A 14,751-nucleotide genomic window follows, 5' to 3' on the forward strand; every position below is an offset into this window, starting at 1 on the left:
GCCGAGCCGCCGGGCGCGGGAACCACGCGCTCGACCACCTGCCGGGTCTGCGGATCGAACACGAACAGTTCGGCAGGGATCAAGCCTGACCGCCCGGAGCCGGGCACGGCGGGCCACACCCCCACCACGAACGCACAGCGACGCAAGGCAAGCACACGCACAGAAGAGACGAGGACCAGAACCTCAACCAGGAAGGGAGCCCACCCGGCCCCGGACCTTGGCCGCACACGAGCCGAGCACCGTTGCCGCGTCCAGTCCGAGGCTCTCGATGGCGACCAGCGCGGTGAACGCCACGTCCGCCAGTTCCGCCGCCACGTCGTCCCGCGTGTGGGTGACACCCTTGCGTGGATTCTGGCCGAGCAGACCGATCCAGGCGCCCGCCGCCTCCCCCGCCTCCTCGGTGAGCTTGAGGATCCGGCAGGTCATTTCGGCCTGTCCCGTGCCGTTGGCGGCGTCCAGCCAGCCGCGCGAGGCCCGGACCGCGGCCCAGATCGAGTCGTCCACGGCGAATAGTGAACCGGACGAAGGTCACGGTCCGTATCCCGGGACGGTTGGCGGGTACGCGGACGCCGGGTGGTAGCAACGTGGCTACCAGCAAGTAGTGAAGGGACGTGTCGGTATGCCAGAGTCCGTGGAAACGGTGTTCGCCAGCGTGGTCGCCCGCAATCCGGGAGAGCCGGAGTTCCACCAGGCGGTGCGCGAGGTGCTGGAGAGCATCGGCCCTGCCCTGGCCCGGCACCCCGAGTACACCGAGGCGAGGATCATCGAGCGGATCTGCGAGCCGGAGCGGCAGGTCATCTTCCGGGTGCCGTGGGAGGACGACCAGGGCCGGGTCCAGGTGAACCGGGGTTTCCGGGTGGAGTTCAACAGCGCGCTCGGCCCGTTCAAGGGCGGGCTGCGTTTCCACCCGTCGGTGTACCTCGGGATCGTGAAGTTCCTCGGCTTCGAGCAGATCTTCAAGAACGCGCTGACCGGGATGCCGATCGGCGGCGGCAAGGGCGGTGCGGACTTCGACCCGAAGGGGCGCTCGGACCGCGAGGTGATGCGGTTCTGCCAGAGTTTCATGACCGAGCTGTACCGGCACATCGGCGCGGAGACCGACGTGCCGGCCGGGGACATCGGCGTGGGCGGCCGGGAGATCGGCTACCTGTTCGGCCAGTACAAGCGGATCACTAATCGGTACGAGTCGGGCGTGCTCACCGGCAAGGGCCTGGCGTACGGGGGCGCGCAGGTGCGCCGGGAGGCGACCGGCTACGGGGCGGTGTTCTTCGCCGAGGAGATGCTGCGGCAGGCCGGGGACGGCCTGGAGGGCAAGCGGGTGGTGGTGTCCGGCTCCGGCAACGTGGCGATCTACGCGATCGAGAAGGTGCACCAGCTCGGCGGGAAGGTCGTCGCCTGCTCGGACTCGTCCGGCTACGTGCTCGACGAGAAGGGCATCGACCTGCAACTGCTGCGGGAGTTGAAGGAACAGCGCCGGGCCCGGCTGGACGACTACGCGCGGCACGTGCCGCACGCGGTGGCGGTCTCCGGTCGTACCGTCTGGGAGGTGCCCTGCCAGCTGGCGCTGCCGTGCGCGACGCAGAACGAGATCGGCGGCGCGGAGGCCGCGGCGCTCGTGGCCGGCGGCTGCGTCGCGGTGGTGGAGGGTGCGAACATGCCCACCACGCCGGAGGCGGTGCGGATCCTGGGCCGGGCCGGGGTGCGGTTCGCGCCGGGCAAGGCGGCCAACGCCGGCGGGGTGGCGGTGAGCGCGCTGGAGATGCAGCAGAACGCCAGCCGGGACTCGTGGACCTTCGCCGAGTCGGAGCAGCGGTTGCGGGGGATCATGCGGGACATCCACGACCGCTGCTGGGCCACCGCCGACGAGTACGGCCTGCCCGGCGACTACGTGGCCGGGGCGAACATCGACGGGTTCCGCCGGGTGGCGGAGGCGATGCTGGCGCACGGCCTGATCTGACCGGCGTCACCGGGCTCGACGCCGGCTGGTCCCGCTGGTCGATGTGCTCGTGCGGGCGGTCAGCGGCGGGCCACCGACGGGCCCGGCCAGGTGGGGGCCGGGCCGGAGTCCGGACCGGTGTCCCCGCCCCGCACCGTCGAGGCCGCTTCGAGGCGCACCGGCAGGTGCCGTTCGGCCTGCCCTACGAAGAGCGCCACCTCGTACGCCATGTCGCCGACCTCCGCGTCACCGCCGATCAGGACGGTGAGGATCGCCCCGTTCCGGGTGGTGGCGGTGAACAGGAACGCCCGCGACATCTGCACGACGACCTGACGCAGCGCCCCACCGACGCACACCCGGGCCGCGGCCAGGCCGAAGGCCTCCAGTCCCCCGACCACACCGGACAGTCGCCCGGCGAGTTCTTCGTCGACCCCCCGGGAGGCGCCGAGCGGCAGCCCGTCCGGGGACAGCACCACCGCGAACTCGGCCCCCGGCACCCGGTCGACCAGGTCGTTCAACGCGCCGCTCAGGCTGTCGACGCTGACCACGGAAGGCGTCATCTGTCGTCTCCTTGCTCTCGTGACCGGGACCTCGACGGCGTCCGTTCCGGCCAGGGTTGCCGAGCCGCGCCGTCCGACCGGTCGGCGAGGATCGTCCGCAGCAGGGACAGCAGCTCGGCCCGGTTGGCGCAGTTGAGCCGGGACCGCATCCGCGCCACGTGGTGCTCCACCGTCTTCGCCGAGATGAACAGCCGGTCACCGATCTCGCGGTAGGTCGATCCGGCGAGCACCAGCTCGGCCACCTCCCACTCCCGCTCGCTGAGGCGGTGCCGTGCGGGACTCGCGACGGCGTCGGCGGTACCGCCCGGAGGGCGCGGCCCGCCCTTGGTCCCGGCCGGGCGTCCCTGCAGCATCCGGGCGCAGTCCAGCAGGGTGGTCATCGCCCGTCGGTCCGAGGTGCGGATGGCGGCCTGGCCGGCGAGCCGAGCGCCGTCCCAGCACAGCCCGGCGTCGTGCAGCCCCCGGGCGGCGGCCTCCACCCGGGCCGGGTCGACCGTCCCGCGCAACACCTCCACCCAGCAGGCGGCGGCTGCGGCGACCACCGTGGCGTACCGGTTGTGGTCCGCCACGCCGAGCAGGGCGGCCACGTGGTCGTCGGCCGTCGTCGGTCGCTCGGCGAGGATCGCCGCGTGCAGGCCGCTCCAGTGCAGGGGCACGGTCCACAGCGGCGGGTCGCCGAGCCGGGCCAGCAACTGCCGCGCCTGGCGCAGGTACGGCTCCAGCCGGCTCAGGTGGCCCAGGCGGGCCCCGGCGATGGCCAACTCGCCGAGCGGCAGCAGCGTGAACAGGTCGACCGGGTGGCGGACCAGCGCCTCCAGGGCGGCGCCCCAGCCACGCTGGAGCGCGCCGAGGTCGCTGTTGCGCCGGGCGATCCCCATCTCCATCGCCCTGGCGAGGAGCAGGTCGCGCGATTCGAGCGGCCGGCCGCCGGCGGTCACCGTGGCGAGGTGGTCGGCGGCGAGGCCGGTCCGTCCTCGGACCATCGCGATCCAGGCCTGCAGCAACCGGTGCCGCCGGGCAAACAGCGGACCGCCGGTGCCGCTGGTCACTGCCCGGTCGAGCACGCCCTCGGCGATGTCCAGTTCGCCGCAGTGCATCGCCGTCAACGCCGCGAGCGCGGCCGGGCTGTCCGGCAGGAGCACCGCCCGGCCTGCCGGCTCCAGCAGCGCCGCCGCCTGCACGAGGGTGGACAGCGCGGTGGTGGGTGGTCCGGCGAGGCTGTCCCGAATTCCGTCGGCCATCAGCCGGGCGGCGCTGTGGTGCAGGGTGGGCGGTCCACCGGCACGGTCGTCCGGCGGCGGGTCCGCTCGGTCGACCTGTTGGCCGACGGCGAGTGCGCCGAGGGCGGCGAACGCCTCCGCGGTGGCGCCGCCCGCCCACCGGTACAGTTCCACGCTGCGAACGCCCTGGCCACGGTGTGCGAGCGCCGTCGCGGCGACCACCGCCGCCTCCACCTGCTCGGCTACGGGGGCCGCGGCGAGCAGCCGGTCCGCCAGCCGCAGGGCGAGGTCGAGGTCACCGGCGAGCGCTGCGGCGACGGCCTGCCGGACGGCGGCGGGCCGCCCGGCGGCCGTGGCCGCGGCGAAGAGTTCCGCCGCGACCGCGGGCTCGCCGGCCAGCGCCTCCTCGGCGGCGGCCTCGAGCGTCGGTGCCGGGCACTCGCCGGCCACTCCGGCGGCGAGCAGCGAGCGGACCAGCGGGAGGACCGGCCCACCCCGGGCCAGCTGCAGTTGGGTGAGCCGGAGCCAGACCGCGGCGCGCTCGGTGACCGGGCTCAGCGTGGTCACCGCCCGCCGTACGATCGGCGCGAGCCGGCCGTCCGCGCCGAGCAGCCCGGCCGCCCGGGTCGCGCCGATCAGCTCGTCCACCTCGACCGGCTCCCGGTCGAGCAGCGCGCCGAGCAGGTCCACCGGCAGCGGTACGCCGGCCGCGACGGCGAGCAGCAGCCGTCGGACGTCGGGAGCCAGGTCCTCCAGATCCGGCCCGAACTCGAGGATGACCTGCCGGGACGGCTCCGCGGGAACGCCTGGTGGCCCCTCCTGACCGCGCAGCCCGCGGACCAGCCGCTCGACGTAGCGGGGCACGCCGCCGGTCTGCCCGTGCACGAAGTCGACCAGGTCGGGCTGTCGGCCGAGCTCCGGCGCGCGGGCGAGGTAGGCGGCGGTCTGCTCCCTGGTGAACGGGGTGAGCAGGACCAGGTGCCCGTCCCGCCGCAGCGCGGCGGCCAGCTCGACCAGCGCCGCCGGCCGGGGCCACGGTCGGTAGCCGACGGCCAGGCGGTGCCGGCGGGCGGTCACCAGGTGGCGCAGCGCCCGAAGCCGGGCGTCGTCCAGCAGCTGCGCGTCGTCGACGAGGAGAACCGTGTCCGGGTCGACCGCGTCGGGCTGGTTGGGCGCGCTCTCCAGCACGGTGCACCCGGCCTGCCGGTAGACCGCGGCCAGCTCCTGGAGGTAGGCGCTGCGGCCGTGGCCGCCGGGGCCCGTCACGCCGAGCACCAGCGGCGACGCCGGAGCCGCCGCCACCGCGTCGAGCAGGCCCTGCGGTCGCCGGTCCAGCACCAGCCGGTGCCCGGCGACGCCGCTCATGGTCATGCTGGTCATCCTCTGCCGCCCCGCCGTCGGGCCAGCGCCAGGCGGGACGCCTTCGGCAGTTCCAGAGGGGCGAACCGGACCGGGGGGCGCGGTGGTGGTTCGCTTGCGACCCCGCTCTGGTGACCAGGTCGGTGCTGCGGCGCGACGGCCGGCGCGCCGACGCGGCCGGCGGTGCCATCGGGGGCCGGGCCGTCGTCCCGCCCCTCGCGCCGGGGGCGCGGCGACACCATCTGACAGGCGGCGAGGGCCGCGCCCGTCGCGGCGGTCAGCTGCGGATCGGGCTCCACCTCGACCGGTATCGGGAGGGCCGCGGCGAGCAGCTCGGCGACCAGCGGGATCCGGGTGGACCCGCCGGCGAGCAGGACGCCGTCGAGCTGCGTCGGCGCCAGCCCACCGGAGTGTACGGTCCGCAGCAGCAGGTCGATCGTCGCCTGCACCGCCGGGCGGATCATGTCTTCGAACTGCACCCGGCTCACCGGCACGCGGGCCGGCCCGCTCGGCAGTGTCAGGAGCACGTCGGTCTGCGTGCCGACGGTCAGCTCACGCTTGGCCCGCTCGCACCCGGGCAGCAGCCCGCGCAGCGGGTCGTACGCCTGCCGGGGTGCGGTGCCGCCGAGGTCACGGGCGAGTGCGGTCCGCACGTGCTCGGCGAGCACCTCGTCGAAGTCGGCACCGCCGATCCACTCGAGTCCCTGCGGGAAGCCGAAGGTCTCGTACGTGCCGCGTGGGGTGCGGCGGACGAGAGCCGCCTCGAAGGTGTTGCCGCCCAGCGCGTAGACGACGGCGGCGCTGCCCGGGAAGCCCCGTGCCGCGTGGCTCTCGGCCACCGTGACAGTACGCGGAAGCAGCGTCACGTGGCCCAGGCCGAACTCCCGCAGGGCGGCGTGCAACAGCTCGCGCCGATGCCGGCCCCAGCCCGCCGGGTGGCTGAGCACGACGGCCTGGGCGGGCTCACCCTCGCGGTCGCGCACGCGTTCGACCACCCACGACGTCAGCACCGCGGTCAGCGTCTGCGGTGGACACGCCTCGCCGGCGAGCATCAGGGGCACGTCGTCGCCGACCCGCCGCACGAAGCCCCGGGCCGTCCGGGCCCCGTCGTCGGTGCCGGGCTCGCCGACCGTGAGCCTGCCGTCGAGGGCGAGGTGCAGCACCGACGGCACGATCACCAACCCCGCGTCCAGCAGGACCCCCTCGGGGCGGCTCCAGGTCGCGCCCTGTCGCCGGGCAACGGTGGCCACGGTGTTGGTGCTTCCGATGTCTATCCCCAGGACGTACGGCATGCGCTTTCTTCCCTCACCGCGAGTCGGCCGGTCGGGGCGACGGCGTCCACACCGCGCGGCGACCACCCCCGGCAAACCCCGTGGGCTCCTACGTTCGTACCAGAGATCACTCCGGCATCAGGACCCTAAATCAGGCCGGGTCGGGACCCCCATTCCCCCTAACGTACGAGGGGACGCGTGCCCTAGTCCGGCGGGGCGGGTCGGGGGCTCGTCCCCGATGACCGGAGCCGGTCACCGGCAATAGCGTCACTGTCGACGATCAACGGTCGCCAACGCACATCGAGGAGATCCCGCACATGACCCTGCACGACTTCGTGCTCAATCTGCTCACCGACGCCGACGCCAAGGCGGCGTTCGACCTCGACCCGGAGGGCGCGCTGCAGGCCGCAGGCCTCACCGACATCACCCCCGCCGACGTGCAGGACGTCGTCCCGCTGGTGGTCGACTACGCCCCGACCCAGGGGCTCGCCCCGGTGGCTCCGGTGACCGGTCAGCTCGGAGCCGACCCGCTCGCGGCAGACGTCACCGGCGCCGTCAGTCAGCTGCAGACGGCGACGCCGGAGCTCAGCATCGGCGGCTACAGCGGCCTGGACGTCAAGGCCGGTGTGCTCGGCGCCATCACCGTCGACCCGGCGGCCGTCGGCGTCACGGCCACCGTGCTGCCCGGGATCAGCCTGGGTGTCGGGCAGAACGGTCTCGACACCAACCTCGTCGGGGTGCACGACCTGGCGCACACCCTCGACGCCGACGTGGTCGGCGCGGTGGACACCACGGCCGACCCGGTGGTCGGGGATCTGGCCGGCACGGTCGGCAACCCGGGCACCGTGCTCGACGCCACCGACCACGGCCTGCTCGGCACTCCGGACGGCCTGCTCGGGGGCGCGCTGTCCGGCGCCGAGGGCCAGGTCGGCGGGATCGCCGGCTCGCTGGGTGGCGACGACGCGCTGGGCGGGCTCGGTCTGGGCGACGGCGGCACCGGCCTGGTCCCGCCGGTCGACGTGCCGTCGACTGTGGGCGGCGTGACGGGCCAGGTGGACGGCGTCCTCGGCGGCGTCACCGGCGCCGTCGGCGGCGTGACCGGTGACGTCACCGGCGGTGTGAGCGGCAAGGCCGAGGTCCACGGCGAGGTCTCCGCCTCCTCCGGCGGCGGGCTGCTGGGTCTCGGCGACGGTCTGCTCTGATCGTTTCCAGACGACGGCGAGGAAGCCGGATCGCGGACGGCGATCCGGCTTTCTCCGCATCCCTCTTGATATTTGAGCCGAAATCCGCACACTTGGTGCGGTGATGGCGGGGATCTGGTTGGACGTGCTCGACGGGATCGCCCGCACGTGCCGCGAACACGGGCGAGGTGACCTGCTCCAAGCCGTCCGCGACAAGCGCGCCCAACTGCTCGACCCGACCCTGCGCGTCCTGGTCGTCGGCGAGCCGAACCAGGGTAAGAGCCAGTTGGTCAACGCGATCGTCAACGCTCCGGTCTGCCCGGTCGGGGACGGTCCCACCACTGTGCTGCCGACGGTCGTACGCCACGGCGAGGTCGCCTCGGCGGCGGTGGTCCACACGCCGCCCGCCGCGGGCCCGGTCGACGCCGGGACCGTCGAACGAACTGCGGTACCGGTGGACCGGATCGCGCCCGCGGTGGCCGGCACGCTCGGGCGCCGGCCCGGCGGCGGCCCCGCGCACGTCGAGATCGGACTGCCGCGCGCGCTGCTCGGCGCCGGACTGGTGCTGGTGGACACCACCGGCAGCGACGAGGCGACCGCGATCGGTGGCGGCGCCCCGATCGCCGCCGTGAGTCGTGCGGACGCGGTGCTGCTGGTCTCCGATTCGACCCGGGAACTCTCCGTCGCCGAGATCAACATGCTGCTGCACATCACCCGGTCGCACCCGAACGTGGTGGTGATACAGACCAAGACCGACCTGGTGACGGACTGGCGTGCCGTCGCCGAGCGCAACCGGCGACACCTCGCCGAGGCAGGCGTACCGGCGGCGCTGATCCCGGTCTCGTCGGCGTTACGCCTGCGGGCGGCCGTCACCGACGACCGCGAGCTCAACGCCGAGTCGGGCTTCCCGGTGCTGATCGCCCGGCTCCGGCGCGACCTGGCTGGCAAGGCCGATCCGCTGGCGCGCGCCTCGGTGGCGTTGACCGCCAGAACGGTGGTCGAACAGCTCGCCGCGCCGCTCCGCGCCGAACTGGAGAGCCAGGAGGCGCAGCAGCAGTCGGGCCCGATCTCCCAGCTGCACGCGGCCCAGCGGGAGGTCGACGAGTTGCGCCGCTGCTCCACGCGCTGGCAGAACACCCTCAGTGACGAGATGGGCGACCTGCTCTCCGACATCGAGTACGACCTGCGCGACCGGACCCGCCAGATCCTGCGAATGGTCGACGAGGCGTTCGACAAGGCGGACCCGCTCGTCGCCTGGGACACCTTCCAGGACTGGCTCGAACGCAGCCTGGCCGAGGCGGCGGAGGCGAACCACGAGTGGCTGGTCCAGCGCTGCGACTGGGCCGCGCGCCGGGTGGCCGCCAACTTCGCCCGGTATGGCTACGACGTGCTGCCGCCCTGGTCGGTGACCGTGCCGGAGGACCTCGGCGACCGGCTGCCGGAGATCGAACGGCCGCACATCGACCGGTTCACCGCGAGCCAGAAGGTGATCACCGGCATGAAGGGCTCGTACGGGGGCCTGCTGATGTTCGGCCTTGCGCTCACGCTGGCCGGCATGCCGATGATCAACCCTGTCTCGATCGGCGCCGGCGCGCTGTTTGGCGGCAAGAGCATCCACGACGAGAGCAGACAGCTGCTCCGCCGCCGCCAGTCGACGGTCAAGACGGCGATCCAGCGCCACGTCGACGACTACTTCGTCCGCATGAACAAGGACTGCCGGGACACCGTCCGACAGGTGCAGCGGATGCTCCGAGACCACTTCACCGCGCTGACCGAGGAGTTGCAGGAGGCCATCATCCAGTCGTTCCGCACCGCCAAGCAGGCTGCCGACACCGACATGGCCGTCCGCGAGCAGCGCCAGCGCGAGATCCGACTGAAGATGACCCGGCTGGCCGCGCTCTACGACCAGGCCCAGCAGTTGACCGGGGCCCGGACCGCCCCGGCGGGGCTGGGGTCCCCCGCATGACCGTCGGCCTGCGGCTCGACGAGGCGGTGTGGGGGCTGTTGCAGCGCGCCCTGCAGCTCTACCGGGACAACCCCCGCGCCACCGCTGGTCTCCGCCACCAACTGGCGCGGTTGGAGCAGCCGCTGCGCATCGCGGTCGCCGGCCCCTGGCGTTCCGGGAAGTCCACGGTGCTGAACGCCATCATGGGCGAGGAGGTCGCGCCCGTCGGCGACGCGGACGGCACAGACGTCTTCACCTGGTACGAGGACGCGCCGCAGCCACGTGCCATCGCCTACTCGACCAGTCACCCGCCGCAGGATCTGGCGATGGTCAAGTCGGCGACGGGGATGCGGGTGGACCTCGTCGGCTGGCGAGCCGGCGAGCTGCGCGACATCGTGGTGCGGTGGCCCACCCGGGCCCTGCGGCAGATGACCCTCATCGACACGCCCGCGATCACCGGGGTGGACGAGCACGGCCGGGCGCCGGTGATGGACCGGGTGCTGCGCGACGCCGACGCGGTGTTGTACCTGACCCGGGACGGTCGCGGCACCGACCTGAGGGTCCTGGAGACCAGCCGGGAGAGCGCCGTCGGCCAGGCGGCCCCGGTGAACGTCGTCCTGGTGCTGTCCCGGGCCGACGAGACCGGCGGCGGACAGATCGACGCCCTGCTCACCGCCCGCCAACTCGCCCGGCGGCAGTACCGCGACCCCCGCGTGAACGCGCTCTGCGTGGACACGGTGGCGTGCAGCGGGCTGATCGGCCTGGCCGGCCGGATGCTCAGCGAGTCGGACTTCGCGGTGCTCGCGCAGTTGGCCCGCGTGCCCCGCGAGGCCCTGGAGCCCCACCTGCTCTCGGCCGACCGCTTCGCCGGCGGCGAGCTACCCGTACGGCTGGACGCCGGGGTACGCGCCGCGCTGCTCGACCGGCTCGGCCTCTTCGGGGTCCGGCTCGCGACCACCCTGGTCCGTACCGGCTGCGACAACCGGGCCAAGCTGTCCGCCGAACTCATCCGCCGCAGCGGCCTGACCGAGCTGCGCGAGTCGGTGAACCGCCTCCTCATCGACCGGCGGGACGCGCTCAAGGCACGCTCGGCGATGGTCGCCGTGGAGGCGCTGCTGCGAGCCGAACCCGAACCGGGCACCGATGAGCTGCTCACCATGCTGGAGCAGATCCTCGCCGGCGCGCACGAGTTCCAGGAGCTGCGACTGCTCGCGGCGTTGCGGAACACCCGGCTCGGATTCGACACCGAGTTGGCCGAGGAGGCACGGCGGCTGGTCGGCGGGGACGGCGTCGGGCTGGCCGCCCGACTCGGCGTCGAACACGACGCGACCACGCAGCAGCTCTGGGATGTCGCCGCCGACGCGCAGTGGAGCTGGCGGAACCGGGCGGAGGACAGCTCGCTCCGGCTGACCCAGCGGCGGGGCGCACAGGTCGTGGTCCGCAGCTGCGAGGGGATGCTCGCCGAGCTGGCCGAGGGCGGCCGCTGACGGTCGGACGCGACTCCTGTTGTTCCGTCGGTTCCCGCGCGAAGCCAGTCGATCATGATTGAATGCTGCGCGTCGCGGTGCTCGGAGTGCTGATGCCGCGCACCCGCTTTCTCTTCGCAATGTGACGTGGGCCATATCAGCCCCCATGTCACGAACGGGACGGCAGCTTGCGTCTGGTGGTCGTCCGCACAGCGGGAACGACCGACACGAAAGAGACAGCAGAGCGATGAACGCGACAACAGCGCAGCGGCACGAGGTCCTGGTCCTGGGCGCCGGCTACGCCGGGCTCTCCGCCGCGATCCAGCTCGCGGCCCGCACCAGGAAGCGTGGGAACCTGCGAGTGACACTGGTCAACCCCTACGACACCTTCACCGAACGGCTCCGACTGCACATGACTGCCACCGGCCAGGAGACGGCCGAGATGAACATCCCGGAACTGCTGGACGGCACCGGCGCCGACTTCGTCCGCGGCTGGGTCACCGCCGTCGACGCCGAGACGAAGACCGTCCGGATCGACGACGACCGGGTCCTGCGCTACGACACCCTGGTCTACGGCCTGGGCAGCATCGCGGACACCGTCACCGTCCCTGGCGTGGACGACCACGCCTACACCCTCAACAGCCCGGAGGACGCCGCCCTCCTCGCCAACCGGCTGACCCGGCTCGACGGCGGGACCGTCGTGGTCGGCGGCGGCGGCCTCACCGGCGTCGAGGCCGCCGCGGAGATCGCCGAGCGGCACCCGGAGCTCCAGGTGGTGCTGCTGGGCCGGCAGGAGCCGGGCACGAGCATGCACCCGAAGGCCAAGGCCTACCTGGACGCGGCGCTCGCCCGGCTCGGCGTGCGGGTACGCAGCGGCGTCGAGGTGGCCAAGGTGCTGCCGGACAGCGTCGAGCTCGCGGACGGCTCCAGCATCCCGGCGGCCGCGGTGCTGTGGACCAGCGGCACCCGCGTCTCGCCGCTGGCTGCCGCCGCGGGCCTGACCGTCGACGAGCGCGGCCGCGTGGTCACCGACAGCGCGCTGCGCTCGGTCTCCCACCCGGACGTCTACGCCGTGGGCGACGCGGCGGCGATCCGTCAGGGCTACGGCGTGATGCACGGGACCTGCCAGGGCGGCATGCCCACCGGCGTGCACGCGGCCCTCTCGATCCTGCGGGTGCTAGCCGGCAAGGAGCCCAAGCCCTTCCGCTTCGGCTACTACCACACCCCCGTCAGCCTGGGCCGGAACGACGCCGTCGTGCAGTTCACCCACCCCGACGACAGCCCGCGCCGGATCGTGCTGACCGGCAAGCGGGCCGCGAAGTACAAGGAGGCGGTCACCGCCGCGCCGTGGCCGACCTTCGCCCGCATGAAGAAGATGCCCGCCTCGGGCGCGTTCTGGCCGCACGGCGGCCGCTACACCCGGATCCGGAGCGCCAAGTGACCCAGCCGCAGCAGGCCAGCCCCGACCAGCTCGCCTTCCAGCAGTACCGCACCCTGCTCTTCTCCGTCGCCTACCGCATCCTCGGCACCGCCGCCGACGCCGAGGACCTGGTCCAGGACGCCTGGCTCAAGTGGTCAGCGGCCGACCGTTCCCAGGTCGCCGACCCCAAGGCCTATCTGACCCGGATCGTCTCCAACCTGGCGATGGAGCGGCTTCGTTCGACCCGCCACCAGCGCGAGACCTACGTCGGGCCATGGCTGCCCGAGCCGATCCTCACCGGCCCGGACACCGCCGACGGCGTCGCCACGGCCGACTCGGTCTCCATGGCCCTGCTGGTGGTCCTGGAGACGCTGAGCCCCCTGGAGCGCGCGGTCTTCGTGCTGAAGGAGGTCTTCGCCTTCAGCTACGCGGAGATCGCAAAGGCGGTGGAACGTTCGGAGACGGCGGTCCGGCAGGCCGCGCACCGCGCCCGCGAGCACGTCCAGGCCCGCCGACCCCGTTTCACCGCCGACCGCGCCCGCCAACGCGACGTCACCGAACGCTTCTTCGCGGCGACGACGGGCGGCGACATCAACACCCTCATGGAGTTGCTCTGCCCGGACGTGACGCTGTGGACCGATGGCGGCGGCAAGGTCCGCCAGGCCCTCAAGCCGGTCGTCGGCCTGGAGACCGTGGCCCGTTGGTTCGCCGCGCTCGGCACCGTGACCTACCAGGGCATCGAGCCCGGGCAGATGCGGGCAGAGCTCACCTGGATCAACGGCGGCCCGGGCGTGGTCTTCCGCGGCCCGGACCGCGTGGTCGCCACGCTGACCTTCGACTTCGACCCGCAGGGCCGCATCTCGACCATCCACAACGTGGCCAACCCCGACAAGCTCCACGCCGTCGCCGACGGAACTCGCCACGAACTCTCTTGACATCCTCCCCCGCCTAATGGCGAGGGATTCCCACCCTTGCGGGTTGGGGTTCCTGGTTCATCGCAGACCGCACGGAAGGTTGCCCTTCGTGTCTGACGTCCGCTCCGCAGGCGTTTGCGTCTCGACCAGCCCGGCCGCGACGGCGATGTTCTGGGCGACGTTGACGTCCCGGTCATGCCGGGTGCCGCAACTCGGACACGTCCAGTGGCGTGTGCCGAGGGAGAGTGTGGCGAGCAGGTCAGTGCGCTGGCCTGCCAGAAACGCCGCTGGCCGGCACCCCGAACGGGGTACCGGCCAGCGGCATCACGCAACTGTCAGTTGTTCCAGTGTTCGGCCACAAGGTCGGCGGCCTGCTGCTCCCACTGGGCGTAGTGGTCCGGGTACGCCGACACCTGCACCGTCTGCGCGGCCTCGGTCAGCGGCATGTCCTGCCACCCGTCGACCTGCTTCAGACCCTTCAGGAACGCCATCGTCGAGTACTCCGGGTCGGTGATCTGCTCCACCGTGCCCCAACCGCTCGACGGGCGCTGCTGGAACAGACCCTGCGAGTCGTGGTCGTTGCGGTCACCCAGATGACCCAGGTTCTCCAGCTTCGACTCCTGCAACGCCGTCGCGATCGACACCACCGCGGCCCGCTCGTCCATCCCGGCCTTCTTCGTCGCCGCAATGATCGCCTTCACGTTACCGACCTGCTCGTCCGACAGGTCGATCCGCGACTGCGCACCCTGCACACCATGCGGGATCAGCTTCGCCTTGTCCACAGCCGGCTTGTCCGCCTGCACCGCAACGGCGGCGACCGGGCCCGCCGCCTCGGGGGCGGTGGTGGTGTGGTTCAGCGGACCAGCGGCCAGACCACCAGCAACAGCCAGACCAGCAATACCCAGAACGCTCTTACGCATGATCGTGTTCATCAGATGCTCCATTCGGGGGTTGGCACCACAACGCCGAAGGGGGTCAGCGAGGGGTGCAAGCACCGTCCGGCGCTCAAAGAACAGGGGATCCGGCGTCTCGCCGGGAAGATCAGAACCGGCCATCCACGCGGGGCGAGGGGTCGCCCTGCACGGGCCGGGACCATGTGTAACGACCGGCGGCCCACCATCATTCCGGGGACCCACACCCCGCCACCCGGAGGCGGCGCGGCCTTGCTCGGCCGTACGCATGGTGTAACGACCCCGGCCCCGCCACGATTCCGCGCCCACGATGCCCCCGGTCAACCAGAAGCGAACCCATCGGGGGTGCTACCCGGCCCCTGTCGAGCTGCCCCACAGATGGGGCACATGGTGCCGGCGCAGACCACCGAGCCTGGGGTGACACGTGGTCTCCCAGACGGGGCAGCTCGACGCCAACCGGACATCCCGGCACGGACGGCCCCGCGACCACCGACGGGGTGTGGCCCGCCGCGCCCGGCGCAGGGATCAAGCCTGACCGCCCGGAGCCGGGCACGGCGGGCCACACCCC

12 protein-coding genes are annotated in these 14,751 nt (G+C 72.8%); 6 read left to right on the forward strand and 6 right to left on the reverse strand.

Features of this window, described 5'->3' with window-relative positions; translation table 11 throughout:
- Positions 1-183: 183 nt before the first annotated feature.
- On the reverse strand, positions 184-504 hold the full coding sequence (locus tag AB0G14_RS33025; RefSeq protein ID WP_357704271.1) for a MazG-like family protein: 321 nt from the start codon (positions 502-504) through the stop codon (positions 184-186).
- Between the two features lie 115 nt (positions 505-619).
- Here AB0G14_RS33025 and gdhA point away from each other — a divergent pair, with 115 nt between their 5' ends.
- Complete coding sequence (gene gdhA, locus AB0G14_RS33030) at positions 620-1,957, forward strand: NADP-specific glutamate dehydrogenase (protein WP_357704273.1); 1,338 nt, start codon at positions 620-622, stop codon at positions 1,955-1,957.
- 59 nt (positions 1,958-2,016) lie between these two features.
- Here gdhA and AB0G14_RS33035 read toward each other — a convergent pair whose 3' ends face one another.
- Genes AB0G14_RS33035 through AB0G14_RS33045 form a run of 3 tightly spaced genes read right to left on the reverse strand, consistent with a single transcriptional unit; the run spans position 2,017 to position 6,367 of the window.
- Entirely contained in the window at positions 2,017-2,496 is a 480-nt protein-coding gene (locus AB0G14_RS33035; protein ID WP_357704275.1) for a roadblock/LC7 domain-containing protein, read from the reverse strand.
- Entirely contained in the window at positions 2,493-5,087 is a 2,595-nt protein-coding gene (locus AB0G14_RS33040; RefSeq protein ID WP_357704277.1) for a helix-turn-helix transcriptional regulator, read from the reverse strand. The genes AB0G14_RS33035 and AB0G14_RS33040 overlap by 4 nt, the downstream gene beginning before the upstream one ends.
- Before the next feature lie 5 nt (positions 5,088-5,092).
- Positions 5,093-6,367 (reverse strand): Hsp70 family protein, encoded by a 1,275-nt coding sequence (locus tag AB0G14_RS33045; RefSeq protein ID WP_357704279.1) that lies wholly within the window; start codon positions 6,365-6,367, stop codon positions 5,093-5,095.
- A gap of 296 nt (positions 6,368-6,663) precedes the next feature.
- Between AB0G14_RS33045 and AB0G14_RS33050 the strand changes: the two genes are divergently transcribed.
- From AB0G14_RS33050 to AB0G14_RS33070, 5 genes are all read left to right on the forward strand, one after another.
- Positions 6,664-7,548 carry an IniB N-terminal domain-containing protein gene (locus AB0G14_RS33050; protein ID WP_357704281.1) on the forward strand — a complete coding sequence of 295 codons (885 nt, stop codon included), beginning with the start codon at positions 6,664-6,666 and terminating at the stop codon, positions 7,546-7,548.
- 103 nt (positions 7,549-7,651) lie between these two features.
- Positions 7,652-9,493: a dynamin family protein gene (locus AB0G14_RS33055; RefSeq protein WP_357704291.1), complete on the forward strand. Its 1,842-nt coding sequence runs from the start codon at positions 7,652-7,654 to the stop codon at positions 9,491-9,493.
- On the forward strand, positions 9,490-10,959 hold the full coding sequence (locus tag AB0G14_RS33060; RefSeq protein ID WP_357704283.1) for a dynamin family protein: 1,470 nt from the start codon (positions 9,490-9,492) through the stop codon (positions 10,957-10,959). The genes AB0G14_RS33055 and AB0G14_RS33060 overlap by 4 nt, the downstream gene beginning before the upstream one ends.
- Before the next feature lie 226 nt (positions 10,960-11,185).
- Positions 11,186-12,379 carry an FAD-dependent oxidoreductase gene (locus tag AB0G14_RS33065; RefSeq protein ID WP_357704285.1) on the forward strand — a complete coding sequence of 398 codons (1,194 nt, stop codon included), beginning with the start codon at positions 11,186-11,188 and terminating at the stop codon, positions 12,377-12,379.
- Positions 12,376-13,293, forward strand: a complete 918-nt coding sequence (locus AB0G14_RS33070) for an RNA polymerase sigma-70 factor (RefSeq protein ID WP_357704287.1) — start codon at positions 12,376-12,378, stop codon at positions 13,291-13,293. Before AB0G14_RS33065 ends, AB0G14_RS33070 begins: the two co-directional genes overlap by 4 nt.
- Before the next feature lie 57 nt (positions 13,294-13,350).
- On the opposite strand, the gene AB0G14_RS33075 is transcribed toward AB0G14_RS33070, so the two are convergent.
- Both AB0G14_RS33075 and AB0G14_RS33080 read right to left on the reverse strand, forming a co-directional pair.
- Entirely contained in the window at positions 13,351-13,551 is a 201-nt protein-coding gene (locus tag AB0G14_RS33075) for a zinc ribbon domain-containing protein (RefSeq protein WP_357704293.1), read from the reverse strand.
- Positions 13,552-13,607: 56 nt separating this feature from the next.
- Positions 13,608-14,204, reverse strand: a complete 597-nt coding sequence (locus tag AB0G14_RS33080) for a hypothetical protein (RefSeq protein ID WP_357704289.1) — start codon at positions 14,202-14,204, stop codon at positions 13,608-13,610.
- Positions 14,205-14,751: the final 547 nt, after the last annotated feature.

The organism is Micromonospora sp. NPDC023814, from assembly GCF_040639595.1.
Taxonomy (GTDB): Bacteria; Actinomycetota; Actinomycetes; order Mycobacteriales; family Micromonosporaceae; genus Micromonospora.

Excerpts from the sequence above, each read along its gene's own strand:
- AB0G14_RS33050 (WP_357704281.1), top strand. The coding sequence starts at position 6,664 with ATGACCCTGCACGACTTCGTGCTCAATCTGCTCACCGACGCCGACGCC.
- AB0G14_RS33080 (WP_357704289.1), bottom strand. The coding sequence starts at position 14,204 with ATGAACACGATCATGCGTAAGAGCGTTCTGGGTATTGCTGGTCTGGCT.
- AB0G14_RS33055 (WP_357704291.1), top strand. The coding sequence starts at position 7,652 with ATGGCGGGGATCTGGTTGGACGTGCTCGACGGGATCGCCCGCACGTGC.
- AB0G14_RS33045 (WP_357704279.1), bottom strand. The coding sequence starts at position 6,367 with ATGCCGTACGTCCTGGGGATAGACATCGGAAGCACCAACACCGTGGCC.
- AB0G14_RS33065 (WP_357704285.1), top strand. The coding sequence starts at position 11,186 with ATGAACGCGACAACAGCGCAGCGGCACGAGGTCCTGGTCCTGGGCGCC.
- AB0G14_RS33040 (WP_357704277.1), bottom strand. The coding sequence starts at position 5,087 with ATGACCATGAGCGGCGTCGCCGGGCACCGGCTGGTGCTGGACCGGCGA.
- gdhA (WP_357704273.1), top strand. The coding sequence starts at position 620 with ATGCCAGAGTCCGTGGAAACGGTGTTCGCCAGCGTGGTCGCCCGCAAT.
- AB0G14_RS33060 (WP_357704283.1), top strand. The coding sequence starts at position 9,490 with ATGACCGTCGGCCTGCGGCTCGACGAGGCGGTGTGGGGGCTGTTGCAG.
- AB0G14_RS33035 (WP_357704275.1), bottom strand. The coding sequence starts at position 2,496 with ATGACGCCTTCCGTGGTCAGCGTCGACAGCCTGAGCGGCGCGTTGAAC.